This is a genomic window from Pseudoalteromonas shioyasakiensis (assembly GCA_013391845.1).
In the GTDB taxonomy this organism is placed as follows: domain Bacteria; phylum Pseudomonadota; class Gammaproteobacteria; order Enterobacterales; family Alteromonadaceae; genus Pseudoalteromonas; species Pseudoalteromonas apostichopi.
In genome coordinates, this window is record CP058414.1 from 453,424 (window position 1) to 478,570 (window position 25,147).

Sequence of the window (25,147 nt, forward strand, 5' to 3'; positions counted from 1 at the left end):
TTAAGCTTTGTTGTTTTCACGATTGTGTTCCTTTATTTTGTACCAAATTCGTACACGATGCGTGTTGAATACACTTCACCCGGTAATAATGTTGTGCTTGGGAACGTTGGCTGATTTGGTGCATCAGGGAAATGCTGTGGCTCTAAACAAAAACCACTTCTAAAATTATGCACTAAGCCAGACGCTTGCACAGTACTACCGTCTAAGAAGTTACCTGAATAAAACTGTACTGCAGGCTCTTCTGTGTAAACTGTTAACGTACGGCCAGAGTTTGCTTCGTAAACCGTAGCAGCTTCAATAAGCTCATTGCTTGGCGTGTCTTTAAGCACAAAGTTATGGTCATAACCTTTACCAAGTTTCAGTTGTTCGTTGCTTGCTTTGATATCTTGACCGATTGCTTTAGCTGTACGGAAGTCAAACGGTGTGCCAGCCACATCCATCACCTCACCAGTTGGGATCAAGCCGCCATCCACAGGCGTAATTGCTTTTGCGTTAATTTGCATTTGGTGATCAAGAATGTCGCCTTTACCCGCTAGGTTGAAGTAGCTGTGCTGTGTCATATTGATGATGGTAGGCTTGCTTGTTGTAGCAATAAACTGCATATCTAGCGTGTTGTTGTTCGTTAGCGTGTAAGTCACTTCTGTCGTCACTTCACCCGGGTAACCTTGGTCGCCATCAGGGCTCACTAAGCTTAAGGTAACACCTGCGCTGTTTTGCGTCGTGAACGGTGTCATGTTCCACACTTTTTTATCGAAACCTTGCACACCACCGTGTAAATGGTTGTCACCATCGTTGGTTGCTAATTGGTATTCAGTGCCATTTAACGTGAATTTACCGTTTGCGATACGGTTACCAAAACGACCGATGATTGCACCGTAGTAAGTTGTCGCTTTTGTGTACGCTTCTAGGTTATCTAAACCGAGAACAATATTACCCATTTCACCTTTTGCATCAGGTGTTTCAATACGCGTGATAATGCCGCCGTAGTTGATTACATCAACACTAATACCATTGCTGTTAGTCAGCGTTACTTGATTAACTGGCGTTTGATCAGCGAGTACGCCATAGGCCGTCATTGATGCTGAAGGGGAAGTAGTCATATTGTCTCCTTGATGAGCACAAGCTGGTGTAAGGGCAATCCCACATGTCACCAACAATGCATAAAGCCCGCGCGACTTTTTCGTGTTCGAACTGGCTGTTTGATGAGTTGTTTTTAAACCTTGGAAAACACATTGCAATGACATATGAATAACCTTTTTGTAATTGTATTTATAGTTTTATAATACAAATAAGGGTGCCATTGCAAATTTAATCGCTAAAGTTGGATTTTTCCGTCTTTCACCATGATGCAATCCATTCCCGCACTTTTGGCAGCTTGATAGCCAATTTGCGTGTCTTCAAACACCACACACAGGCTTGGCTCAACACCTAATTGCTCTGCCACTTTTAAGAATGTTTCAGGGTTTGGCTTGCCTTTACTTACATCACTGGCAGTCACTAACGCTCCAATTTTATTTATTAAATTGGTATCAGTTAAATGATCAATTGCATGTTCGCGGTCAGCACCTGTGCCCACACCCATCGGTAATACACCATGGTACTTTTCAAGTACTGCGACGGTTTCGTCAATCACTAGCGGTTGGTGCTGTAAATCAACCCAAAATTGGTGTTTATCTTTTGCCACAACTAGAGGGTCATGATCTAAGCCAAATTTTTCATTAAGCATTTCAATTGTTTTAACGGTCGGAATGCCACCTAAGCTGTACATGTAGTCGTAATCGAATGGATAGCCATAGGCTTCGCAAGCTTTCTGCCATGCCTGTAAGTGACTGCCCATTGAGTCAATTAAGGTGCCATCCATATCAAAAATAATGCCTTGGTAGGCGCTTAAATCGATCATATCTACTCCTAAAAAGTTTCGCTTCACAATAGCATAAGCCAGCGAAGAGCGTGGCTCATCACTGGCTTAATCGACAACAAAATTTGGGGTGAACGTGCTCACACACAGCACGTTCTAGTACATAAAGTACTAATTCTTACAGACCACGTTTTAGCATGTAGTAAGCTGCGTTATGACGAAGCTCTGTTTTGAAACCACGGATCGTCGTATCGTTATCGATGATCATCGTTTCAACGCCAGCCATTTCAGCAAAATCGACAATCATATCGGTTGTTACTGCTTGGCTGTATGCAGTGTGGTGTGCACCACCGGCGTGGATCCATGCAGCTGATGCTACAGATAGATTTGGTTTTGGTTCCCAAAGCGCTGAAGCAACCGGTAAGTGAGGTAAATCAGCTGGCGGAGCCACTGTATCTACTTCGTTAATTAGAATACGGAAACGGTTACCCATATCAATTGGTGATACGTTAATTGCTGCACCCGGTTTTGCAGTAAACAATAAACGACCTACATCACATTTCACACCGATCGTGTGCTGGTGAACTTCAAGGCGTGGTTTTTGCGCTGCAATTGAAGGACACACTTCTAACATGTGCGCGCCAAGTACTTGGTCAGTCTCACCCATGTTGTAAGTGTAATCTTCCATGAATGAACAACCGCCGTCACGGCCTTCACCCATTACTTTCATGATGCGAACCATAGCAGCTGTTTTCCAGTCACCCTCACCACCGTAACCATAGCCTTTCGACATTAGGCGCTGTGTAGCAAGACCCGGAAGACCAGAAAGACCTGATAAGTCTTCAAAACAGTTTGTGAATGCTTTAAAGCCGCCTTTCTCTAAGAAGCGCTCCATACCAAGCTCTAAACGCGCTTCGTTGCGTAGCATTTTCACTGCGTAATCGTCTTGTAGCGTTTCGTCAGCAATTACGTAGTCTTGCTTATAAAGCTCTAACTGTGCATCAATTTCTTCTTCAGTGATGGTATCAACCACTTTTACAAGCTCAGCGACACCAAACGCGTGTACTTCATAACCAAAAGTAATTTGCGCTGAAACTTTGTTACCTTCAGTCACCGCAACTTGACGCATGTTGTCGCCAAAACGCGCAACTTTTAGTGTTTGGCTTTCTGCCCAACCTTTTGCCGCACGACACCAGTCATCTAACTGCTGTTGTACATCAGCACGTTGCCAGTGACCCGCAACAACTTTGCGCTCTTTTCGCATGACAGTACCGATGAAACCGAACTCACGGTCACCGTGTGCACTTTGGTGCGTATTCATGTAGTTCATGTTGATGTCAGACCAAGGAAGGGCTGCATTGAACTGAGTATGAAGGTGTAACCAAGGCTTACGTAATTCGCTTAGGCCAGCAATCCACATTTTCGCAGGTGAGAAAGTGTGCATCCATAAAACTAAACCAACACAGTTAGGATCCGTATTTGCCGCTTGGCAAACAGCGTGAATTTCTTCAGGTGACTTAACGGTAGGCTTACATACCAAGTTTACTGGTAGATTCGCTTCGCTGTTTAAGCCCGCTACAATTGCTTCGCTGTCTTTGGCAACCGTTTCTAACACCTTAGGACCATAAAGATGTTGTGAGCCGGTAACAAACCAAACTTCTTTCGTCATCGTCGTCATGTTAATAATCCTCTAAATTCTTGCTATTTGCTCTGACCGTAATACGCGTTTTTACCGTGCTTACGTAGATAATGTTTATCCATCACTGCTTTTTTAAGTTCAGCTGCGTGTGGATCTAAAGTGCGTGTTAAATACGCCATGCGTGCAATCTCTTCGAGTAGCGCGGCATGGTATACAGACTGAGCGGCATCTTTACCCCACGTGAAAGGCGCATGACCCGCAACAATCACCATAGGTGCAGCTTTCGGATCGCGGTCTTGATACGCATCAGTAATTTGAATACCGGTTTCTAATTCATAATCGCCATTAACTTGCTCATCGGTTAGCTCACGAGTACAGGTGATGTCACCGTGCACATAGTCAGCGTGAGTTGTGCCAAGGCAAGGAATGCTTTGTTTTGCTTGCGCCCATGCAGTTGCATAGGTCGAATGCGTGTGTGTTACACCGCCAATTGAATCAAAGTGGCGATATAAATGAACATGTGTTTTTGTGTCAGAAGACGGACGCATAGAACCTTCAACAATGTTGTTTTCAAGGTCAACGATAACCATGTCGTCGGCTTTCATTTGGTCGTACGAAACACCACTTGGTTTAATCGCAATCACGCCTTTGTCGCGGTCGATTTGCGATACGTTACCAAAGGTATAAATTACTAAGCCACGACGTTGCAGCTCCATGTTCGCTTCATAGACTTCACGTTTTAGTTCAGTAAAACTCATGCTTTGTCTCCGTTTACATAGCTTGCAAGTGCTTGGTAGTTGGCATAAAGCTCGTCATACACAGCAACGCGCTCAGGGTTTGGTAAATACTGATGACATACAGACGACGCCATAACTTTTTGAGCATCTGCCACTGTTGCGTGCTCACCCGCAGCAACCGCAGCCATAATTGCCGCACCCAGTGCACAGCTTTGCTCACTTTCTAAAACGTCGATTGGGCAGTTCCAAACATCAGCACAAGTTTGCATTACGTAGTCTGATTTTTTAGAAATACCGCCGATAACGACCACTGACTCGATTGGTACGCCTTCGCTACGGAAACGCTCAGTGATAGCACGTGCGCCAAAGGCAGTTGCTTCAACAAGTGCTTTGAAGAACTTAGGTGCATCAGTGCCCATCTTTAAGCCTGTTAATGCCATGGCAACGCTTTGGTCAGCATCAGGCGTACGACGACCATTTACCCAATCAAGCGCAGTTACATCGTTGCTTGTTACAGGCAGTGCTGCCGCTGCTTTTGATAGATCAACTAAGATTGAATCTTCTAGCTTGTTAACTAACGCTTGTTCAGCGTCAGATAGATTTGTAAGTTGACGAGTTGGCCAAAGTACTAGGTTCTTGAACCATGCGTATAAGTCACCGAATGCAGATTGACCGGCTTCTAAGCCAATTAACCCTGGGATCACTGAGCCATCAACTTGACCACAAATACCTTTAACACAAGTATCACCTAGTTGTTCTTTAGACGTTACTGTGATGTCACAAGTTGAAGTACCCATTACTTTGGTTAGAACACCAGGGCGAACATTGGCAGCGACTGCACCCATGTGACAGTCAAATGCACCGTAACCAATTACGATACCTTGTGGTAAACCTAGCTTCTCGGCCCACTCTGCAGTTAAGTTGCCAGCAACTTGGTCGCTTGGCTCTGTCGTTGCATTTAACGTATCAACAACACCATCTAATAGTGGATCGATATTGCTGAAGAAGCTGTTTGGTGGGAAACCGCCCCACTGCTCGTTCCACATTTGTTTGTGGCCCGTTGCACAACGACCTAGCTTTAATGCTTCAGGGTGTGTAGTGCCGCACATTAGCGCGGTCATCCAATCGCAGTGCTCAACCCATGAATAAGTGGCTGCTTTAACACTGCTATCAACGCGGAAAATATGTAATGCTTTGGCCCAGTACCACTCAGAAGAGTAGATACCGCCCATATGTGAAAGGTAGTTCACATCGTTGTTAGTGGCAGCTTCAGTGATTTCATTTGCTTCTTTAATAGACGTATGGTCTTTCCACAAAATGAACATTGCATTTGGGTTTTCTGCAAATTCTTCAGTTAATGCCAGTGGTGTACCTTGGCTATTAATTGCTACAGGTGTTGAGCCAGTCGTATCAAAGCTCATACCCACTACTTTGTCTGCAGTACCTGCTGGAACTTGTGACCAAAGACCATTTACTACTTCTACAAGGCTATCGATATAGTCTTGTGGATGCTGACGAAACTGATCTTTACTTGGGTCACAATATAAACCTTGTGCCCAGCGCGGGTAGTTTACTAAATGGCTGGCAAGCTCTTCACCAGTCGCAACATCAACGAGTAATGCTCTTACCGAGTCCGACCCGTAGTCTAATCCCAACGTATAACGAGACATAATTACCTTTCACTAATTGCTTACTAACATTGTTAGTCATTATCTTTATTTGTATGATAATATCAACAATACCAGATTGTAAAGGTATTATAAAAATATTATTAACAGGATTATTTGCTGCTGGCGGGCGATTTTTTGCGCAGTTTATCTGGAAGATTAGATTGTTTTTTCAGCACAAATAATAGGTTAAAGCCACTACATTAACTTTTGTATGATAAGAATGGGATAACTATGTCTAGTCAATTAGAACAACTTAAAGCAGTGACAACCGTTGTTGCTGACACGGGTGATTTTGAAGCAATCAACGAATATAAACCGCAAGATGCAACAACAAACCCATCACTCATCTTAAACGCGATTCAAATTGAGAAATATCGCCCACTCGCTGCAGAAGCCGTATCATGGGCAAAAGCACAAAGCAGTGACGCAGCTGAAGTTGTAACAAAAGCAGCTGACAAACTAGCGGTATTAATTGGCTCTAAATTAATGGAGCAAGTGCCAGGTTTAGTTTCAACAGAAGTTGATGCGCGTTTATCATTTGATACTCAGGCAACCATTGATAAAGCACTTGAGCTTGTTGCTCTATATAAAGAGCAAGGCATCGACACATCGCGCGTGTTAATTAAAATTGCTTCAACATGGGAAGGTATTCAAGCGGCTAAAGTACTTGAAGCAAAAGGTATTCGTTGTAACCTAACGCTGGTATTTGCATTTGCTCAAGCACGTGCTTGTGCCGAGGTGGGCGCTTACCTAATTTCACCATTCGTTGGCCGTATTCTTGATTGGTACAAAGCACAAGATGCAAGCGCTGATTTCGACGGTGCTAACGATCCGGGCGTTAAGTCAGTAACGCATATCTACAACTACTTCAAAAAGCACGGCTACGACACGATTGTAATGGGCGCGAGCTTCCGTAACATCGGTGAAATCCAACAATTAGCAGGTTGTGACCGTTTAACTATCAGCCCTAAGCTACTTGCTGAACTAGCTGCAACTGACGCACCATTAACTCAAAAACTATTACCAGCAACAGAAAAAGCAGAAGCGCCAGCAGCAATGACTGAGCAGGCTTTCCGCTGGGAAATGAATGAAGATGCCATGGCAACTGAAAAACTAAGCCAAGGTATTCGTCAATTCGCAATTGACCAAGAGAAACTAGAGTCAATCTTAAGCGAATTAGTTTAAACAGACGATTTGAATAGAAAAAAGCCCGCAAACCTAGGTTTGCGGGCTTTTTTATTGCCTGCCTTTTAGTAAAAGCAGGCTTATCGTGTTGCGATTACGATAATTTTTTCGCCTGTCACATTATTCAGCAAGTAATGCGTTTGCTTTTGCAACTAGGTTTGCCACTGTGAAACCAAAATGCTCAAGCAATACGGCACCAGGCGCTGACTCACCAAATGTATCCATGCCTAGTACATCACCATCTTGGCCAACATACTTAAACCAGAAGTCACGGTGCGCAGCTTCAACAGCAATCTTTGGTGTACCAGTTGGTAGCACGCTTTGACGGTATGCTTTGTCTTGGCTGTCAAACTGATTCGTTGATGGCATAGATACCACGCGAACTTGCTTGCCTTGTGCTGTTAATTCAGCAGCGGCATTCACAGCTAGTTCAACCTCAGAACCCGTTGCAATAAGAATAAGCTCTGCAGCTTGTTCGCTATCAACAAGTACATAACCCCCTTTTGCAATGTCAGCAACTTGCTGTGCATCACGAGCCATTGCTTTTGTACCCTGACGGCTGAAGATCAGTGAACTTGGGCCGGTTTCTTTTAATAACGCTTGGCGCCAAGCTACCGCTGTTTCAGTTTCATCACATGGACGCCATGCAGTCATATTTGGTGTCATGCGAAGGTTAGCGATTTGCTCGATTGGTTGGTGAGTTGGACCATCTTCACCTTGACCGATTGAGTCATGGGTATACACAAAAATGCTCTGTGCTTTCATTAATGCTGCCATGCGTACTGCATTACGTGCGTATTCCATAAACATTAAGAAGGTTGCGCCAAATGGGATAAAGCCACCATGTAATGCAATACCATTCATGATTGCGCTCATACCAAACTCACGTACGCCATAGAATACGTAGTTACCATCAGCTGCATCTTGTAAGCCTTTTGCTTCTGGCCATAAGGTCAAGTTAGAACCTGCAAGGTCAGCAGAGCCACCCATTAGTTCAGGAAGCTGGTTAGCAAAGAAAGTGATCGCATTTTGTGATGCTTTACGTGTCGCAATGTTTTGCATGTCAGCTTGGCATTTAGCAATGTACTCATCAGCTAATTCAGCAAAGTTAGCTGGTAATGCTTTTTCCAAGACACGACGAGTATATTCTTTTGCAAGTTCAGGATGTGCTTTGCTATAAGCTGCAAACTTTTGCTGCCATGCACCTTCAAGCTCTTGTCCTTTCGCTTGATTATTCCACTCGTTATAAACCTCTTGTGGAACTTCAAATGCTGGGTGTGGCCAGTTTAGCTGTTCACGTACTGCGGCAATTTCGTCGTGACCAAGTGGTGCGCCGTGACAGTCGTGGCTACCTGATTTATTTGGCGAGCCAAAACCTATCACTGTTTTACAACAGATTAGTGTTGGTTGCGTGGTGTTGCTTTGTGCCGCTTCGATTGCACCAGCAATCGCATGCATATCGTGACCATCAACATCACGAATAACTTGCCAACCGTAAGATTCAAAACGTGCAGGTGTATCGTCAGTGAACCAACCTTCTACTTCACCATCGATAGAGATGCCATTGTCATCCCAGAATGCGATTAGCTTGCCAAGACCTAATGTACCTGCCAGCGAACATGCTTCGTGCGAGATACCTTCCATTAAACAACCATCACCCATAAAGCAGTAAGTGAAGTGATCAACAATATCAAACTGTGGCTTATTAAATTGCGCTGCTAAGGTTTTTTCAGCGATGGCCATACCAACCGCGTTAGCAATACCTGAACCTAATGGACCTGTAGTTGTCTCAACACCTGGTGTGTAACCATATTCTGGGTGACCCGGTGTTTTAGAATGAAGCTGACGGAATTGCTTAATATCTTCGATGCTTACGTCGTAACCGCTTAGGTGTAACAATGCATATTGAAGCATTGAACCATGGCCATTTGATAACACAAAGCGGTCACGGTTAGACCAATCTGGATTTAGTGGATTATGACGGTGAAAGTTTTGCCACAATACAGCTGCAATATCAGCCATACCCATAGGCGCACCTGGGTGGCCAGAGTTAGCTTGTTGAACGGCATCGACAGCAAGTATGCGAATAGCATTTGCAGATTGAGAACTAGGCAGAGTCATCTAATTAGCTTCCTGTTAATATTATAATATAATTAATATCGCAAAAACTCACCCAAATAGCAACTTAATAAACCGCCAGCCCCCGTACTAGGAGAGCTAGCTGTCTATTTATTGTTAGTTATAAATACTTTAACCAAGGCTTATTAGCCTTACGTTTATATTCACTAAACTTCTTGGTTGGCCAATAAAGCCCTATTGCCAACAGTAAAGTAATAAACCAAATACCGGATATATCACTTACTCCCAAATACTGTCCTTGATTTGCACCCCATATCAACATACCAATTTGATACATAATTAAAAGCACATAGAGGTGTAAAATATAAAAGAACATAGGCACAGATCCATATACACGTAGTGCATTGGTAAAGCGATTAAGCGGCCTTTCAAAGAACCATAAACCAACAAACATGCCTGCTAAAGTGATAAGCAAGAAGCTTAGTGATGGAGGGTACTTAGTCACGTTAAACACCGACATCATAGTTTCGGTTGCGGTGCTAAACGTTTGCCAAGGCAGGGTTTCACCATAAATATTAAAACCACGCAGCACAGTAAATAATCCCACACATAACAGCGCTAACAACAGCAATGCTCGTTTACGCGAATCCGCCGATTGAGTGTGCGCATATAAAGGACCTGCACAGTAACCCAGTAAGATCACGCCAATCCAAGGCAGCACTGGGTAGCTAATTTTTACGTCGATTAAACCACCTTGTGATAGATAGCCTCGGTCATGCAAAATCGTCCATAGCGAATATCCAAACTCATCAGGAGTAAAGCTAATTGGGGTCAGTAAGTTATGACCAAATACAATAACTAAGCCAAGTACCAGCAATAGATTACGTGGCAGCTTAATCAATAATGCTAACACCAGCATACAAAGGCCAATCGCCCACATCACTTGTAGCCAAATGGTGTGGTAGTAACCCATCCACGAAAAACAAATGAGGGTTACTTCTAGCGCGATTAAAAATAGCCCTCGCTTTATTAAAAAACTTCGTGCAGAGCGCGCTACACCACTTGCTGGGTGACTATAAAGCCACGCCGATAAACCGGTTAAAAAGATAAAGGTCGGCGCACAAAAGTGTGCAGCAAAGCGACTCCAAAAAAGCCCCGGCGATGTCGTATCAACCACCATAGGGTCAGCCACCTGCATGTGCAAGAAAAAGCGCTCTCGCACATGATCAAGTAACATCAGCAAAATAACGACACCACGCATGATGTCGATACTGTGAATACGGCTTTTAACGTGCTCAGAAGTCATAACTCACGCCAAGTTTAAATTGCGTAGGAGCACCCGGGTAGGCCCACAATGCATTGTATGAGCTTGCGATGTACTCTTCATCAAACACATTATCAACATTTAATGATACCGTTGTACGTTCAGTCGCTCGCCATTTAGCAAATAAACCAACGGTTTGATAGCTCGGCAGACGAAAAGTCAAATCAGCAGGGTCGCCTAAACGGTCAGACACATATTGGTAATGACCACCAATCTTTATTTCTTGTGCAAATACACTTAAGTCATGGTTTAAACCAATTGAAAGGTTATTTTTTGGTACGTTAACAAGTGGGCTGCCTTTCGGAATTGGTACTAACCAGTCAACATTTAAACTGTCTGTTGCTGTCTCGGCATCTACATAGGCATAAGACAGGTTGTACTCGGTATTGTCACCCAATGAACCCGTTAAATCTAACTCAAAACCTGTACTATTTGCTTTACCTACTGGCGTTGAATAACCCACATTGACTGGGTCTGCCACCAGCATATTGCTCTTGCTTGCATCAAAGTAAGCAAGCGTGCCGCTGATATTGGCATAGCTAAATTTAACACCGACTTCAAACGAGTCGCTTTCTTCAAAACCGAATGGCTTACCTTCTGCGTCGGTGCCGCTAAGTGGTAAAAAGCCTTCTGAGTAGCTTGAGTAAAAGTTAATATCGTCATTAAGAGCGTAAACCACACCCAAACGTGGGCTAATGCGATTTTCTTTACTGTTAGAAGCAACACCTGACTTAGTTTCAAAGATGTCTTGCTCAATTTCATCAAAACGCAGACCTAGCATCACTTTTAGGTTATCGGTTAAATCAAGCTGGTCTTGCAAATAGATACCATAAGCATTTTGCTCTTCTTTATTCTCGTATTGCATGCCCATTTCAGGGCCTTTGCCAGTGCTGTAATCTGGCTCATAGATATCAATAGTGTAGGTACCATTACCACCACGATAGCGATATAACCCCGTGCGTAATTCATAATCATACGCATCAGCACCAACGAGTACATGGTTCGTAATACCTGCAAAATCAAAATGACCACTTAATTCAAAGCGTACAGAGGTATCTTCAGACTCATAATCACGGTAACGATGTTGACGAGTTAACGTTCTACCATCATCAAACAAAGATTGGCGAGATGGCGATAGTTCAGCATCAGATGATTCTCCTGTCAGGGTTGCTGAACGATAGTTAGCCCCTGCTAGTAATGACCACTGACTATTAAAATCATAATTATAATTAATCTGATGGCCTCTAGAGTGAACTTTAGTTGGCGCATCAATTGGGTTACCTAAAAAGCGTGACTCAGGAACGGTATCAAAATCATCATTAAGTACCACAATACCGCGATCATACATTTGCTGTTGGTCAACATATTCAAATTCATAAGTAAGCGATGACTTGTCGTTAATCTGGTAATAAAGAGAAGGCGTAATGACGAATTTGTCGTGATGTACATAGTCTCTAAAGCTGTCGCTATCTTGCCATGCACCGTTGATTCTAAATGCTAAATCATCGGTCAGACCATTGGTGTAATCACCTTGAATACGCTTGTGGTCATCACTGCCAAATTCGGCTTGAAGTTGGCCTTGCTGATAAAACTGCGGTTTTTTAGTGATGATGTTAATTGTACCACCCGGCTCTGAGCGACCATAGAGTGCTGAGCCCGGCCCTTTTAACACTTCAATATATTCAATGTTTGATACATCACGCGGACCTGCAAAACCGCGACCACCACTAAAGCCGTTAACTAAATAGCCAGATGGCATATTTTCGTTACCCGACAAGCCACGAATAGAGTAGCTGTCCCATAACGCACCGCCATTATTTTTACGACTAATACTGGCAGAAAAATCGAGTGCATCGCGAAACTTAGTGATACCGTTATCAGTCATCATGTCTTTACTTAATGTGGTGATCGATTGCGGTAAATCTTTTGTTGGAATATCACCACGAAACGCTTGTTTATGCTCGATAGTGATCGTTTCCATATCGCTGTTATCAGCTGCATGTGTATTTGCTGCAAATGCCGCAGCTAAGGCTAAACTAAGAGTTGAGTACTTCATAAGGTCTAATTGTAGAGATTAAGGGAAAACGTTTTGTTATAAAATAACACAAACAACCAAGCTGATATAGTATAACAAATCATTTAGTACCGAATTTTTACTATCTTTTTATTGTTTACATAATACAAGTTCATCATTAGTATTAATAAATGACCAAAAAACAAACAAGTTAAGGAAAACTATGTATAAATCACTTTTAGCATTAACGCTTACATGCGCATCAATCAGCTCATTCGCAAACCCTGACTTATCACGTAAATTTCCATTTGTTGATATTCAAGCACAGGTACTCGATACCACTACGGATAAGCCTAGCTGGCAACGACTCCCACCAATGTCTCATGTACAATACCCGACAGGGCTGTTGAATCGACAAGGCAGTGGCTGCGCAATTGTCAACTTTCAGGTAACACCACAAGGCGATGTGAAAAATCTAAATATAGAAAATTCAGCACCTAAGCGCTTTAGTAAAGATGTTAGAAAGGCAGCAAGACAAATAGTGAGAGACTGGCATTGGCCAGAGCGTAAGGGCGAACAAGTGATTGAGTTAACCATGCGTTTTGACTACTGCTTAACACACGACTTCGACAAAAAGAGTGAAGCCGTTGCCATGTGCGTCGAACATTCAGAACAAGCCTGCGAGTAAACAATAAATTTGCCATGCAGATACTTGAGCCAATGCCAGCTATTGCCTACAATGGCGCACAATTTATTCAATGCAGATCGCAACTATGACTGATACACAAAAACCAGAATTACCAAACCAACTTTCTATCAACCCACGTAGTAAATTTTATGTGGAAGAAGTTTTCGAACATGAAATTGGTGTAAAACTTAACGGCAAAGAGCGTTTTGACGTTGAAGAATATAATATCAGCGAAGGCTGGATCAAAGTCGCTTCTCCAAAAGCGCTTGATCGCCGTGGCCAACCTTTACTATTAAAAGTAAAAGGGTCTGTAGAAGTCTTCTACAAGTAATTCAGTTATTACTGAATGAGCTTGTTGGCCAATCAATGCTTGGCCAACAAGTTTATATCTCTACGAACTAAGGCACTCATTCCCTCGTTTTTTTCCGCACAAGCGAAAGTTAAACCAATGCCCAATGACGACAAATAGCGAGCCCAATAAAGTAAGTATTTTTTCTCCCGCCTCACCAATAATATTTTCGCCAAGCAGCACTGCCGCAGACAACAACACCAGCCCTGCACCGCCTAGCATCAATAATCGGTAACGCTTATGTTTTTTACAGCCTAAAAACAGTGCTAATAAGCTACTTGGCAGTACCGCAACCAACATCCAAAAATGAAACTGTTCGTTACCTAAACCCAATGCTGCAGCACTTGGTAATAAAACCAATAACACAGGCACAGCTAAGCAGTGAATAGCACACATAGCTGATAACCCTATGGCAAATTTGTCCATCTTTTCTTGTAATTTCACTGAATAATTCCTATAAAATTGAACACATGAATTATTAAAAACGCGTCAAGCAATTTTTGCTTGGCACTCATTGCATACACCCATCATTTCAAATTGCTTTGTTTGTGAGGTAAAACCTGCATCATCAAAATGAGGGAAAAGCTTTGCAACATCACTCTGTGAAACCGCTAAAGTCTCTACTTTTTGGCAATGACGGCAAATCAAAAACAAAGAAATCTCACGCTTAAAAACCTCACTGTCGGTACCGTAAGCGATATATTTGTTAGCACTATTAAGCCTGCGAACAAGGTTTACCGATTCTAAAAAGCTCAAGATTCGATAAACAGACATGACAGATACACTCGAGCTTGTGCGCAGCTTATAACAACTGGCCAACTCGTAGGCCGATAGCGGTACGTCTGTGGTTAGTAATATTTGCAGTATTTGCTTGCGCTGAATGGTGAATTTTCGGCCATGTTCAAGGCAAACCTGCTTTGCTTTATTAAGTGTGCTGGTTAATCGCTGTTTATTCATAGCGGCCACTCAATATAAGGTTTTGTTGCTGTAAGCTCGGCTATCCCTTGCGCTTGCTCTGTAATCCACTGCGCTTCTATAACAGATATCGCTTCAGCCCATGCAAACAAAGTAACAGTGACTTTAGAGACCGGTTTATCACAACTAAACGAGTATTCAACTTCAAGGTCTTGATGTGAATGATGAGAGTGATGCTCAAATGGGTTTTCAAAATTTGCATGAATAAGCTTACATTCGCCGTTAAATGTCACTAACTGCTCTGAATTTGCTAACTGGGCTAATGTTTGTTTGATAATTTGCTTTTGCTCAGCGGTTTCAGGCTGATGCTCAAAGCCAAAAATATCTCCAGCCGGCAAAATTAACTTAACTTGCCACTTACCTTGGTCATGAACCACAAAAAGCACTCCCTCACCATGTGAATGATGATGGTGTTGATGCCCTTGAGCTGAAAAAATACATCCAACCATCAAGCATATCACTACCAATTTTGCTGCTTTCATAACCACAATCACTCCATTTACCTCTCTTTAAGCATACTGTTACAAAAAAGAATAAAACTCATTCGTCGATTCATACTTGATACATTATAACAATTAAAGCACAATTGATACGTTATAACATACCAAAGAGTGATGCATAATGAATAACATCTCAAGAGTCGCTGTCGTCATAGCAGCATTATTACCAGCCAGTGTCTTGGCGCAATCAATCAAAGGCGTTGTTTTAAATAACCAAGGTAAAGCAGTTGCTAATGCAACAGTTGACCTTGAAGGCTCAGATCAAAAAGTAACAACTAATGACAAAGGTGAGTTTGAAATCAGCGGCTTAAATAACGGCTTAAAAGAGCTGCATATTTCAGCCCCAGGTTACGCTCACTTGCACCGAGATATCACACTTGCCAATGACCAAGACCACACTACAACTTTTAATCTAAAACGTTCACCCATTGAAGTTATTGATATTGAAGCAACACCGATTCATATGTCGGCAATGGAATCTGCTTCACCAGTTAGTGTGTTATCTGGCGAGCAATTAAGACGCCAACAAGCATCAACGCTTGGTGATAGCCTTGAAAAACTACCCGGCGTTAACACAAACTTCCATGCCAAGGTTGCCAGTACCCCTGTGATCCGTGGTTTAAGCGGACCACGTGTTTTAATAACGCAAAATGGCCTAGATGTGAGTGATGTGTCACGTGTTGGTCCTGATCACTCAGTTGCATCTGAAGCATCAACGGCGCAGCAAATTGAAGTTTTACGTGGCCCAGCAACTCTTTTTTATGGCAGCGGCGCAATTGGTGGTGTCGTCAACGTGGTTGATAGCAGAGTGCCAACTGACAGCACTACACGTGGCGAGTGGAACCTAGAACATAACTCTGTAGATGAGCAAAAAATTGCTTCGTTTAATGCTACTACAGGAACAGAGTCGTTTGCCTTTTATGCTGATGCATTCTGGCGTGAATCAGACGATTACGAAGTACCTGTAGCTGCCGATATTGACGACACCGAGCGCAGCTCAAAGTACGTAGTAGAAAACAGTAATGAAGACTCAGATGGCTTTACTGTAGGCACTAGCTACTTATTTGAGCAAGGTTACGTTGGCGTTGCGGTTGAGCAGTTTAACCGCCAATACGGTATTCCTGGCCATACACATGGTGAAGAAGAGCATGAAGAACATGACCACGAAGAGGTGCACAGCGAAGAAGAAGCCGTTTTTGCAGACCTCGAGCAAACCAAAATCCAGCTACTTGGTGAATACAATATCGACAGTGAATGGCTAAGCAAAATTAACTTACGTGCTGGCCACACAGACTACGAACACGCTGAAATCGAACACGGTGCAGTAGGCACAATCTTCAAAAACGAAACCAATGAGCTTCGCGTTGACATTCTGCATAGCCAATTTGATGAGTGGAATGGTGGCGTTAGCTTTCATTACAAAAAAAGTGATGTTGAAGCACAAGGCTCTGAAGCCTTCACCCCCCCTTCTGTTACTGAAAGTATTGCCTTTGCAATTATGGAAGAAAAGCATTTTGGTGATTTTTTAGTGCAATTAGGTGGCCGTGTTGAGCGAGTCACTATTGATGCTAACAATGTGCTGTTACCAGAAATTGACGCCCATGCTCATGATGAAGAAGGCGATGAGCACGACCATGACCACGAACATGAACACGAAGAATCAAACTACACACGTGTATTTGATGTTGCCCAAGAGTTCACACCGGTGAGTTTATCAACAGGGGTGGTATGGGATTTTACTCCGGGTTATAACCTTGGTTTATCGGTATCGCGTTCTGAGCGAGCTCCGTCTGCTTCTGAGCTGTTATCTTTCGGCCCACACATAGGCACAGCAACCTATGAAGTCGGTGCGCTTTTCGATACTCATGACGGTCATTTTGAGCTTTCACAAGAAGCTATTGATTTAGAAACTGCAAATAATATCGACCTTACATTTCGTAAAACCGAGGGTGATGTTGGTTTTATCTTCAATGCATTTTACAACCAAGTAGATAACTATTATTACCAGATCAACACAGGTTTTTACGCTGAAAGCGGTCATGACCACGACCATGGTGACGAACATAACCTCGAAGATGAGCACGATCATTCATCTGAACTACCCGTTTATTTATTTAAAACAGACGATGTTGTTTTACATGGTTTTGAAGCGCAAGTTGCTTGGCAGCTAACCGACGAATTAAAAGTCGATTTATTCTCAGATTATGTACGTGCTCGCCTAAAAGACGGTGGAGATTTACCGCGTACTCCACCACTGCGTTTTGGTACCGAGTTTAGCTATCAAACAGAGAATCTAACGGCAAATATTCACGTTACACGCTACCAAGAACAAGACCGCATAGCGCATGAAGAAACCACAACTGACGGCTACACCCTCGTTGATGCCAGCATCTCTTATGACTTATCGGTACTGAACCAAGACCTATCGCTGTATTTAAAAGGCACAAACTTAACGGACACAGAAGCTCGCGTTCATAGCTCATTCTTAAAAAATATTGCACCACGTCCTGGGCGCAGTTTTGCGCTTGGTGTTCGCGGCTACTTCTAAAACATAATTACAAATAGCGGCTACTTCTAAAACATAATTACAAATAAAGGAAACCTACATGACACACTTATTTAGATTAAAACTATTGGCACTGGCAATTAGTAGCACCCTGATCACCGCATGTGGTGACGCAGAAACAAATATTGTTGAGAAAGACCCTATCGAGGTTCCTGACGACAGTGGTGATGGCCATGATCACGATCATGATGACGGTTATGCCATTGACTCAATGGGTCGTTTAGCGGTTTTAGCAGCAAATAGCAACGAAGCGAATATCTTTGATTTAGATGACGACTCATTACTAGAAACGTTTTCGCTTATCCATGATTCAAGCTCACTAAATGTTTCACCAAACTACCGTTATGCAGTTATTGCTAACCGCAGCCAAGATTACTTAGGCTTTATTGATAGCGGTTTATGGCGCGAAAATCATGGCGACCATTTACATGACTATAAACAAGGCCCAGCATTTAGTAACTATGAGCTAACAACCGGCAGCCGCCCTACTCACATCGTTAAACATGATGGCCAAATGGCCGTGTTTTACGATGGTAATGCCGATACAGGTACCGTTGCCTCAGTAGAAGTATTAACCGATAACGACATTGCAAACGAAACAACAACACTTACGGGTATTCAGTACGAAATCAATATGCATGGTGTTGCAGAACCTCGAGGTGAGCACCTAATTGCAACCTTGCGACGCGCTGATAGCGAAAGCACTTCTAATGCGAAAATCCTGCCGGATCAAATTGGTGTTTTCCATCTACATGATGGTGAATATGAGCTTGAACAAACAATTGAAGTTACCTGCCCTGATTTACACGGTGCAGCGCAAAACCATGATTATGTAGCATTTGGTTGTGGCGACGGTGTTCTGGTAACACACCAGCATGACGATGAATACCATGCAGAAAAAATCGCAAATATTGAAGCGGTTGGCGATTTAAGAATCGGTACTTTATATGGTCATGAATCAAGCAACAGCTTTATTGGTGTTGCATCTGGTCATGGTGGCGGAGCCGCAGTTTTTGTGAGCATCAATCCGAGCGAAGCTGAAATGGAAGCCCTAGAGTGGCAACTTGATGAAGGCGCAAGCGCTGTTTCTTACTCATTCTCAGGAAGCGGTGAGCACTTTTTGGTTCTTGATAGCTTAGGCTTTTTAAACGTGCTTGCAGCCCATGAGCACGACGGCCACATGCACTGGGAGCTTGCAGGTAAAGTAGATATTACTGAAGAAGACATAACAACGATGCCAGAAGGCATGAACTTTAGCATGACTGTATCACAAAATAGCGAGTTTGCTTACGTTGCTGACCCGATTGCTCAGCACGTACTAAAAGTACATATCGAAGACCTTGAAATTGAAGGTGATCTTGAATTGACCTTTGCACCAAGCGCCATCACTTGGTTAGGTATCGCAGAAGAAAGTGATGATCACGACCACTAAGAAGTTATGTTTTATGGTATGACATAGCTCGCAAAGGTTGGCATTTACTGCCAACCTTTTTTATTCATATTTTGTAACAGACCTTTCATCGCAACTGCATCGCTATTTAAGCCTTAATGGTTATGATGTAACAGTTCCCAATATAGGATGTAATCCCATGAAAAAACTAACAACGTTGGCACTGGCCATGGCTGCGACACTGGCACCTTGGGCATCAGCTTACGAAACTAAAGACACGCGCTTACTGCGTTTTCCAGATATTCATAATCAAAATGTTACCTTTGTTTACGGTGGCGATATTTACATTGCTAATACGCAAACAGGCGAGAGCAAACGCTTAACTGACCATATTGGCTTTGAAACCTTCCCTAAGTTTTCACCTGACGGTAAACGCATTGCCTTTGCGGCTGAGTACAATGGCAGCCGCCAAATTTATGTCATTAACAGCGATGGCTCAGGCTTAAAACAACTGACTTACTACAACGATGTTAGCCCAATGCCACCACGCGGCGGTTTTGATTATCGTGTTCTCGATTGGACACCAGATGGCAAAAATGTGGTATTTCGTGCTAATCGCACACCGTGGGGTAAGCGTATGGGTCGTCCATACATGGTGCCTGCTGACGGTGGCCTTGAACAGCCTCTAGCTATTCCAGAAACGGGCGGCGGTATGCTTTCGCCAGATGGGAGTAAATATGTTTACACGCCAATTGACCGTGAATTTCGTACTTGGAAGCGCACCCGTGGCGGTCGTGCACAAGATGTCTGGGTTTACGATTTAAAAAGCAATACCTCAGAGCAGCTAACCAGTAACCGCGCTACCGATCAGCAACCAACCTGGGTTGGCGATAACATTTACTTTGTATCTGATCGTGATTACACCCTTAACCTATATCAATACCAAAAAGGCGCTGAGCCGAAAAAACTAACCAACCATAAAGACTTTGACGTACTGTGGCCATCAGCTGGCCCTAATGCTGTTGTTTATGAAAATGGTGGCTACCTTTATCGCTTTGACCCACAAACTCAAAAAAGCACTAAGCTGAGCATTAACATTGCTGGTGTGCGTCAATATGCCATGCCGTACACAAAAAATGTCAGCGACTTTATCGACTCAATGTCGATTTCTCATGACGGTAAACGTGCGCTCTTTACTGCCCGCGGTGAGCTATTTAGCGTACCAGTTAAACAGGGCCCAACGCGTAACTTATCTTACACAGCAAAAGGCCGCGAAATTGACGCAAGTTGGTCGCCAAATGGTCGTTATATTGCTTATATGAGCGATGAAAGTGGCGAATACGAAATTTACTTAAAAGATCGCAGTAAAAATAATGCCACCAAGCAGCTAACCAGCAATGGAACTATTTGGCGCTTTACGCCAATTTGGTCACCAGATAGCTCAAAGCTGTTATTTGCAGATAAGAACCACACACTCTGGTGGATAGACGCAAAATCGGGTAAACAACACAAAATTGATACCAGCATCTACGATGAAGAAGGCATTCGCCAATATACTTGGTCGCCAAATAGCGAAGACATTGTGTTTGTGAAAAACAATGAAAACCGCTATGCCTCACTGTGGCACTACAATATTGATAAAAAGAAAGTGACTCGCTTAACGGATGAAATGACCAATGAGCAAAACCCAACTTTCTCTCCTGATGGCCAATACCTCTACTTTAGCTCAGAGCGCGACTTTAACTTAGCCTTCAGCAGCTATGAGTTTGACTACATGTTTAATCGTGCAACGCGTATTTATGCCGCTGCCGTAAATGACAGTATCAAACCGCTTATCGCGCTACAAAGTGACGAAACAGCGATCGTCAGCGATAAACAAAAAAATGAAGACAAGAAAGCGAAAAATACCCTGCAAAGCAGCGACTTTATGCAACGTGTAACCGCTTTAAATGCACCAGCAGGGGATTATCGCAGTTTAACGGCAGTCAAAGATGGCGTGCTAACACTGGCTAATGGCGGCCTACAATTAATAGGCACAGCTCACGACAGCGAGCTTGAAACTGTGGCTAAAGGGGTAAGCAGCTACACTATTTCAAGCAACGGTGAACACCTGCTTGTGCATGCGGGTAACGATTACAGCTTAATTGAGCCAAAAGCAAAACAAGACCTAGCAGCGAATAAGCTAGATCTTAGTAAGATGACCTTAAAAATTGAGCCACAGATTGAATGGCAACAAATGTATGTTGAAGGCTGGCGTACATTGCGTGATTGGTTCTACGATGAAAACCATCACGGCCAAGATTGGGACGCAATTTTAGCTAAGTATCAACCTATGGCTGATGCTATCTCACATCGTAGTGACCTAGATTACATTCTCAGTGAAATCGCAGGTGAAATTAACTCAGGCCACATTTATGTGCAGTCGGGTGATATGCCAAAAGCAGAGCGTAAAAAGCACGGCTTATTGGGTGCAAAACTTGCCAGCGATCCATCTGGATACGTAAAAATTGAGCAAATTTTCCAAGGTGAAAACTGGCATGAAGACTTCCGCTCACCACTTGGTACAACAGGGGTAAAAGCACATAACGGCGACTACATCATTGCCGTAAATGGCCGCTCAGTAAAAGACGTAGCTAACTTCTACGAATTACTAGAGAACACGCAAGGTGAGCAAGTTGAGCTAGTCCTTAACAGTAAACCGCGCAGCAAAGGTGCATGGCAAGTTACCGTTAAGCCTGTAGCTAGCGAGCAAGGCTTGCGCTATTTAGACTGGGTTAACTCTCGTGCAGCCTACGTTGATAAGCTATCAAATGGTCGTATTGGATATGTTCACTTACCAAATACAGCCTACGAAGGTAACCGCGCCATGTTTAAAAACTACATGCCGCAAACCACCAAAGACGCCATGATTATTGATGACCGATACAATGGCGGCGGCTTTATTCCTGAACACATGATCACTTGGCTTGCCCGTAAACCGCTTAACTATTGGAAACGCCGCGGCGTTGAGCCAACTAAAACCCCACAATTTGCTCATGATGGTCCAAAAGCCATGCTGATCAATGGTTACTCAAGTTCTGGCGGTGATGCTATTCCTTACTACTTCCGTCAAGCTGGGTTAGGTAAGCTCATTGGTACCCGTACTTGGGGTGGTTTAATTGGTATTTCGGGTAACCCAAGTCTTGTCGACGGCGGCCAAGTTATCGCGGCAACATTCCGCATTTTAGATAACGATGGCAACTGGATCATCGAAAACGAAGGTGTCACCCCTGATATCAAGGTAGTTGACCGCCCAGAGCTAATCTACCAAGGTAAAGATCCATCGATTGAACGTGCCGTAGAAGAGCTTTTAAAAGAGCTAAAAGACAATCCGAAAAAGCCTCTCACCGTGCCACCAGCACCGACTGACTTTTAATTCTTAACTGGTTGTTAAAAAGTAAAAACCCCGCAAAGATGCGGGGTTTTTTAGGGTTTTTAATGTTTCTTCCAGCCACTCCAAACATCGTCTTCTTGGTTGGCTTTGTTTTTTTTCTTACCTGTTCCCGCAGGTTTCGCTACGGGCTTGTCGTTTTTAAGTGCTTGTGCGGCATCGAGGTTTGCTTGATTTACGGTAAAACCAGGGACTTCTTCGCGCTCTAAACGAAATTTATTTTTCTTTTCGATAATTTTAAAATGATGAAAGTCTTCGTAATCAATCAGTGATAACGCTAACCCAATTTCACCGGCGCGACCACTTCGGCCAATACGGTGCATGTAATCGGCAGGGCTACGGGGTAAATTGAAATTAATCACTACAGGCAATTTAGCAATATCTAAACCACGAGCAGCAATATCAGTGGCAATTAGCACCTCAATTTCGCCATTTTTAAACTTTTCGATTACGCGAGTACGTTCACTTTGGCCCTTATCACCATGAAATACCTGCGCATTAATACCACGCTTTTCAAGCTTACTCGCCAAGTGCCCACAATCTTTCTTTGCATTCACAAAAATCAACACTTGGCGCCATTTATGGTTTTTTATTAAGTGCGCTAAAACAGTGGTCTTCTCACCTTTATTTACGGTAAATACACGCTGTACTAGAGTGCTCTCCTGTTTGCTTTGAACTTGTATTTCTACAGGGTCATTTAACAGCTTTTGGGTTAATAGCTTAACTTGATCTGGGAACGTCGCTGAAAACAGCATTGTTTGTTTTTTAGCGGGCATAAGTGCTAATAGCTCAGCAAGTTCTTCGGTAAAACCAAGACTCAACATGCGATCTGCTTCATCAAGCACTAAGGTGTTTACGTTATCAAGCTTAATAGCATTGCTTGAAATCAAATCAAGTAAACGCCCTGGGGTTGCCACAATAATATCGGCACCGCCTCGCAATGCTTGCATTTGCGCATTCACCGACACACCACCGAATACCGCGACAGTTTTAATCGCACCATTAAAATTTGCAGAGTACGATTTAACGCTATCGGCCACTTGCACCGCGAGTTCTCGGGTTGGCACTAAAATAAGCCCTGATACAAAGTTACCTTTGCCTTGTGCTTTTTTAAGTCCCTTATCTAAAAAGCACTTTTGCAACATAGGCAGAGCAAATGTCGCTGTTTTACCTGAACCTGTATTTGCTCCTGCAATTAAGTCACTACCCGCTAAAATGCTTGGAATTGCTTTTGCCTGAATAGGTGTAGGCTGGGTATATTCAAGATCAGCCAATCGAGCAAGTAGCTCTGGAATAAGGCCAAGTTCGTTGAAATTGCTAGAGTTTGCGGTTGAGGTCATAAAAGGTGTAGGCTCATTACTAAAATAGCCTGCGATTTTAGCGTATTTATTGGCCGTTAAGTAGGGATTAGTGATTTTAAATACCTTTTAAATAACAGAAACTGGTTTATGGTAATTGCTCAATATTAAAATAAGTGCTTTAAAGCCAACATTTAAGTTGGCCATATTTTTAACTCTTGCTCAACTGTGCTTGCAACCTCGTTTTTGTCTCTTTTAAGTAATCAGGGTAAGGATAAGAGTCATCTGCAACGGCTATTGCAGCCTCGATTTGAACTAATGCTTGGCGAATATTACCTTGCATTTCATAGCCATATGACAAAGCTGACAGTGCATACGCTGATTTAGGGTAGTTTTTTATATTGTACTTAAACACCTCAATAGCCCGCTCAAATTGCTGGTTATCCGTTAAGCTGTAACCCAGTAGCCTAACAGCGCGGTCTGGTGGCGCTATTTGTTCACCCCATTGCTGAGATAAACGTTGATAATAAGCATCAATTGATGAAACATCATCGCCCAATGCACTCAGAGGCATATGTTTAGATAAAAATAAGCCATGGTACGCATTAAATGCCCCAGCAGCTGAGGTTAGGTTATGCGAAACGCCTGCAAAGGCATCGCTCTTAAAGCGCAGATTTTGCACCTTACTATTTTGCATTGTTTGCTGCATATCATCGTATCTTTCGCGCATAATGCCAGCTTCTTCGCCGATATTCATATATACATAGCTGTTAATAGTTTTGGCTTTAGTAACAAAGGTTTTTAGGCTCTTAGCCGGGGCGCCATAGTTCCACCATACCGCAGGGCTATAAGCAATATGCGCTTGAAATAGCTCAGGGTCAGCCTGCATTGCGTAAAGAGCAAATACACCCGCAGCTGAGGCGCCTGCGATAACTCTATAATCATGAGTACGATACTGTTTATTAACCAAAGGCATCAGTTTCTTGCTCTACGAAAGCTAAAAACTTTGCTGCACCACCGCCTTCACCAACAGGCCCTTGTGGTTCTTTGTTCACTGTGGGATAAAAATCTCTAAGTCGATTAGTGCTTTCAATCGCAACTACAATCACCTCTGGCGCTTGATCATTTTGTTGTAAGCGTTCAAGCACAGCATTAATCAATGGTAAATTACCGGCCCCATCTAAACGGTAAATAACGGGATATCTTTTGTTTGGATCTGTTTGGTAGCTTTTTGGTAATTGCACAACGACTGTGCGCTGCTCACTAAGATTACTTGATTCGATAGTATGCGTATGTTGGCTGTAATTTGTAACCGCCTCATCAGCGGCTGGTTGAGCCATGACATGGCTAGTACAGAATAAAAAACCACTAATATAGAGTAACTTAAATAGTCGCACGACTTATCCTTAAGAAATATTGGTAATTTTTTAAGCTAACAGAATTGC

Annotated in this window: 18 protein-coding genes and 1 pseudogene; 6 read left to right on the top strand and 13 right to left on the bottom strand. The window is 43.0% G+C overall.

The features are described from left to right. Positions 1 to 32: 32 nt before the first annotated feature. The 5 genes from HYD28_02035 to HYD28_02055 form a co-directional block, all read right to left on the bottom strand. The gene (locus tag HYD28_02035; protein QLE07851.1) at positions 33 to 1,244 is read right to left on the bottom strand and encodes a galactose mutarotase; all 1,212 of its coding nucleotides are present in this window, start codon (positions 1,242 to 1,244) and stop codon (positions 33 to 35) included. Positions 1,245 to 1,315: 71 nt separating this feature from the next. Then, positions 1,316 to 1,900, bottom strand: a complete 585-nt coding sequence (locus tag HYD28_02040; GenBank protein QLE07852.1) for a beta-phosphoglucomutase family hydrolase — start codon at positions 1,898 to 1,900, stop codon at positions 1,316 to 1,318. A gap of 136 nt (positions 1,901 to 2,036) precedes the next feature. After that, entirely contained in the window at positions 2,037 to 3,536 is a 1,500-nt protein-coding gene (gene araA, locus HYD28_02045; protein ID QLE07853.1) for an L-arabinose isomerase, read from the bottom strand. Positions 3,537 to 3,559: 23 nt separating this feature from the next. Further along, complete coding sequence (locus HYD28_02050) at positions 3,560 to 4,255, bottom strand: L-ribulose-5-phosphate 4-epimerase (GenBank protein ID QLE07854.1); 696 nt, start codon at positions 4,253 to 4,255, stop codon at positions 3,560 to 3,562. Further along, positions 4,252 to 5,904 carry a ribulokinase gene (locus tag HYD28_02055; GenBank protein ID QLE07855.1) on the bottom strand — a complete coding sequence of 551 codons (1,653 nt, stop codon included), beginning with the start codon at positions 5,902 to 5,904 and terminating at the stop codon, positions 4,252 to 4,254. The genes HYD28_02050 and HYD28_02055 overlap by 4 nt, the downstream gene beginning before the upstream one ends. A gap of 231 nt (positions 5,905 to 6,135) precedes the next feature. Here HYD28_02055 and tal point away from each other — a divergent pair, with 231 nt between their 5' ends. Continuing rightward, on the top strand, positions 6,136 to 7,089 hold the full coding sequence (tal, locus tag HYD28_02060) for a transaldolase (protein QLE07856.1): 954 nt from the start codon (positions 6,136 to 6,138) through the stop codon (positions 7,087 to 7,089). A gap of 120 nt (positions 7,090 to 7,209) precedes the next feature. Here the strand turns inward: tal and tkt are convergent, their stop codons facing one another. From tkt to HYD28_02075, 3 genes are all read right to left on the bottom strand, one after another. Further along, positions 7,210 to 9,210, bottom strand: a complete 2,001-nt coding sequence (gene tkt, locus HYD28_02065) for a transketolase (protein QLE07857.1) — start codon at positions 9,208 to 9,210, stop codon at positions 7,210 to 7,212. A gap of 118 nt (positions 9,211 to 9,328) precedes the next feature. Continuing rightward, entirely contained in the window at positions 9,329 to 10,474 is a 1,146-nt protein-coding gene (locus HYD28_02070; GenBank protein ID QLE07858.1) for a DUF1624 domain-containing protein, read from the bottom strand. After that, the gene (locus HYD28_02075; protein QLE07859.1) at positions 10,464 to 12,548 is read right to left on the bottom strand and encodes a TonB-dependent siderophore receptor; all 2,085 of its coding nucleotides are present in this window, start codon (positions 12,546 to 12,548) and stop codon (positions 10,464 to 10,466) included. Before HYD28_02075 ends, HYD28_02070 begins: the two co-directional genes overlap by 11 nt. A 181-nt stretch (positions 12,549 to 12,729) precedes the next feature. Between HYD28_02075 and HYD28_02080 the strand changes: the two genes are divergently transcribed. Together HYD28_02080 and HYD28_02085 are read left to right on the top strand one after the other, a co-directional pair. Next, positions 12,730 to 13,194, top strand: a complete 465-nt coding sequence (locus HYD28_02080; protein QLE07860.1) for a TonB family protein — start codon at positions 12,730 to 12,732, stop codon at positions 13,192 to 13,194. 85 nt (positions 13,195 to 13,279) lie between these two features. After that, entirely contained in the window at positions 13,280 to 13,525 is a 246-nt protein-coding gene (locus HYD28_02085) for a DUF3297 family protein (protein ID QLE07861.1), read from the top strand. Positions 13,526 to 13,585: 60 nt separating this feature from the next. Here HYD28_02085 and HYD28_02090 read toward each other — a convergent pair whose 3' ends face one another. From HYD28_02090 to HYD28_02100, 3 genes are all read right to left on the bottom strand, one after another. Further along, positions 13,586 to 13,969 carry a MerC domain-containing protein gene (locus tag HYD28_02090; protein QLE10462.1) on the bottom strand — a complete coding sequence of 128 codons (384 nt, stop codon included), beginning with the start codon at positions 13,967 to 13,969 and terminating at the stop codon, positions 13,586 to 13,588. Between the two features lie 63 nt (positions 13,970 to 14,032). After that, positions 14,033 to 14,500, bottom strand: a complete 468-nt coding sequence (locus tag HYD28_02095) for a transcriptional repressor (GenBank protein QLE07862.1) — start codon at positions 14,498 to 14,500, stop codon at positions 14,033 to 14,035. Continuing rightward, on the bottom strand, positions 14,497 to 15,000 hold the full coding sequence (locus tag HYD28_02100; GenBank protein ID QLE07863.1) for a DUF2796 domain-containing protein: 504 nt from the start codon (positions 14,998 to 15,000) through the stop codon (positions 14,497 to 14,499). The genes HYD28_02095 and HYD28_02100 overlap by 4 nt, the downstream gene beginning before the upstream one ends. 139 nt (positions 15,001 to 15,139) lie before the next feature. Between HYD28_02100 and HYD28_02105 the strand changes: the two genes are divergently transcribed. From HYD28_02105 to HYD28_02115, 3 genes are all read left to right on the top strand, one after another. Next, positions 15,140 to 17,566 carry a TonB-dependent receptor gene (locus HYD28_02105; GenBank protein ID QLE07864.1) on the top strand — a complete coding sequence of 809 codons (2,427 nt, stop codon included), beginning with the start codon at positions 15,140 to 15,142 and terminating at the stop codon, positions 17,564 to 17,566. A gap of 58 nt (positions 17,567 to 17,624) precedes the next feature. Then, positions 17,625 to 19,016 (top strand): 5-methyltetrahydrofolate--homocysteine methyltransferase, encoded by a 1,392-nt coding sequence (locus HYD28_02110; GenBank protein ID QLE07865.1) that lies wholly within the window; start codon positions 17,625 to 17,627, stop codon positions 19,014 to 19,016. Between the two features lie 157 nt (positions 19,017 to 19,173). Further along, on the top strand, positions 19,174 to 22,389 hold the full coding sequence (locus tag HYD28_02115) for a PD40 domain-containing protein (protein ID QLE07866.1): 3,216 nt from the start codon (positions 19,174 to 19,176) through the stop codon (positions 22,387 to 22,389). 59 nt (positions 22,390 to 22,448) lie between these two features. Here the strand turns inward: HYD28_02115 and HYD28_02120 are convergent, their stop codons facing one another. Together HYD28_02120 and HYD28_02125 are read right to left on the bottom strand one after the other, a co-directional pair. Beyond that, positions 22,449 to 23,744, bottom strand: a complete 1,296-nt coding sequence (locus tag HYD28_02120; GenBank protein QLE07867.1) for a DEAD/DEAH box helicase — start codon at positions 23,742 to 23,744, stop codon at positions 22,449 to 22,451. Between the two features lie 169 nt (positions 23,745 to 23,913). Then, a pseudogene (locus HYD28_02125) lies at positions 23,914 to 25,042 on the bottom strand (esterase). Between the last annotated feature and the right edge of the window lie 105 nt (positions 25,043 to 25,147).

Excerpts from the sequence above, each read along its gene's own strand:
- HYD28_02035 (QLE07851.1), bottom strand. The coding sequence starts at position 1,244 with ATGTCATTGCAATGTGTTTTCCAAGGTTTAAAAACAACTCATCAAACA.
- HYD28_02050 (QLE07854.1), bottom strand. The coding sequence starts at position 4,255 with ATGAGTTTTACTGAACTAAAACGTGAAGTCTATGAAGCGAACATGGAG.
- HYD28_02075 (QLE07859.1), bottom strand. The coding sequence starts at position 12,548 with ATGAAGTACTCAACTCTTAGTTTAGCCTTAGCTGCGGCATTTGCAGCA.
- HYD28_02095 (QLE07862.1), bottom strand. The coding sequence starts at position 14,500 with ATGAATAAACAGCGATTAACCAGCACACTTAATAAAGCAAAGCAGGTT.
- HYD28_02040 (QLE07852.1), bottom strand. The coding sequence starts at position 1,900 with ATGATCGATTTAAGCGCCTACCAAGGCATTATTTTTGATATGGATGGC.
- HYD28_02120 (QLE07867.1), bottom strand. The coding sequence starts at position 23,744 with ATGACCTCAACCGCAAACTCTAGCAATTTCAACGAACTTGGCCTTATT.
- HYD28_02055 (QLE07855.1), bottom strand. The coding sequence starts at position 5,904 with ATGTCTCGTTATACGTTGGGATTAGACTACGGGTCGGACTCGGTAAGA.
- HYD28_02115 (QLE07866.1), top strand. The coding sequence starts at position 19,174 with ATGAAAAAACTAACAACGTTGGCACTGGCCATGGCTGCGACACTGGCA.
- HYD28_02100 (QLE07863.1), bottom strand. The coding sequence starts at position 15,000 with ATGAAAGCAGCAAAATTGGTAGTGATATGCTTGATGGTTGGATGTATT.
- araA (QLE07853.1), bottom strand. The coding sequence starts at position 3,536 with ATGACGACGATGACGAAAGAAGTTTGGTTTGTTACCGGCTCACAACAT.
- HYD28_02105 (QLE07864.1), top strand. The coding sequence starts at position 15,140 with ATGAATAACATCTCAAGAGTCGCTGTCGTCATAGCAGCATTATTACCA.
- HYD28_02070 (QLE07858.1), bottom strand. The coding sequence starts at position 10,474 with ATGACTTCTGAGCACGTTAAAAGCCGTATTCACAGTATCGACATCATG.
- HYD28_02110 (QLE07865.1), top strand. The coding sequence starts at position 17,625 with ATGACACACTTATTTAGATTAAAACTATTGGCACTGGCAATTAGTAGC.
- HYD28_02090 (QLE10462.1), bottom strand. The coding sequence starts at position 13,969 with ATGGACAAATTTGCCATAGGGTTATCAGCTATGTGTGCTATTCACTGC.
- tal (QLE07856.1), top strand. The coding sequence starts at position 6,136 with ATGTCTAGTCAATTAGAACAACTTAAAGCAGTGACAACCGTTGTTGCT.
- HYD28_02080 (QLE07860.1), top strand. The coding sequence starts at position 12,730 with ATGTATAAATCACTTTTAGCATTAACGCTTACATGCGCATCAATCAGC.
- tkt (QLE07857.1), bottom strand. The coding sequence starts at position 9,210 with ATGACTCTGCCTAGTTCTCAATCTGCAAATGCTATTCGCATACTTGCT.
- HYD28_02085 (QLE07861.1), top strand. The coding sequence starts at position 13,280 with ATGACTGATACACAAAAACCAGAATTACCAAACCAACTTTCTATCAAC.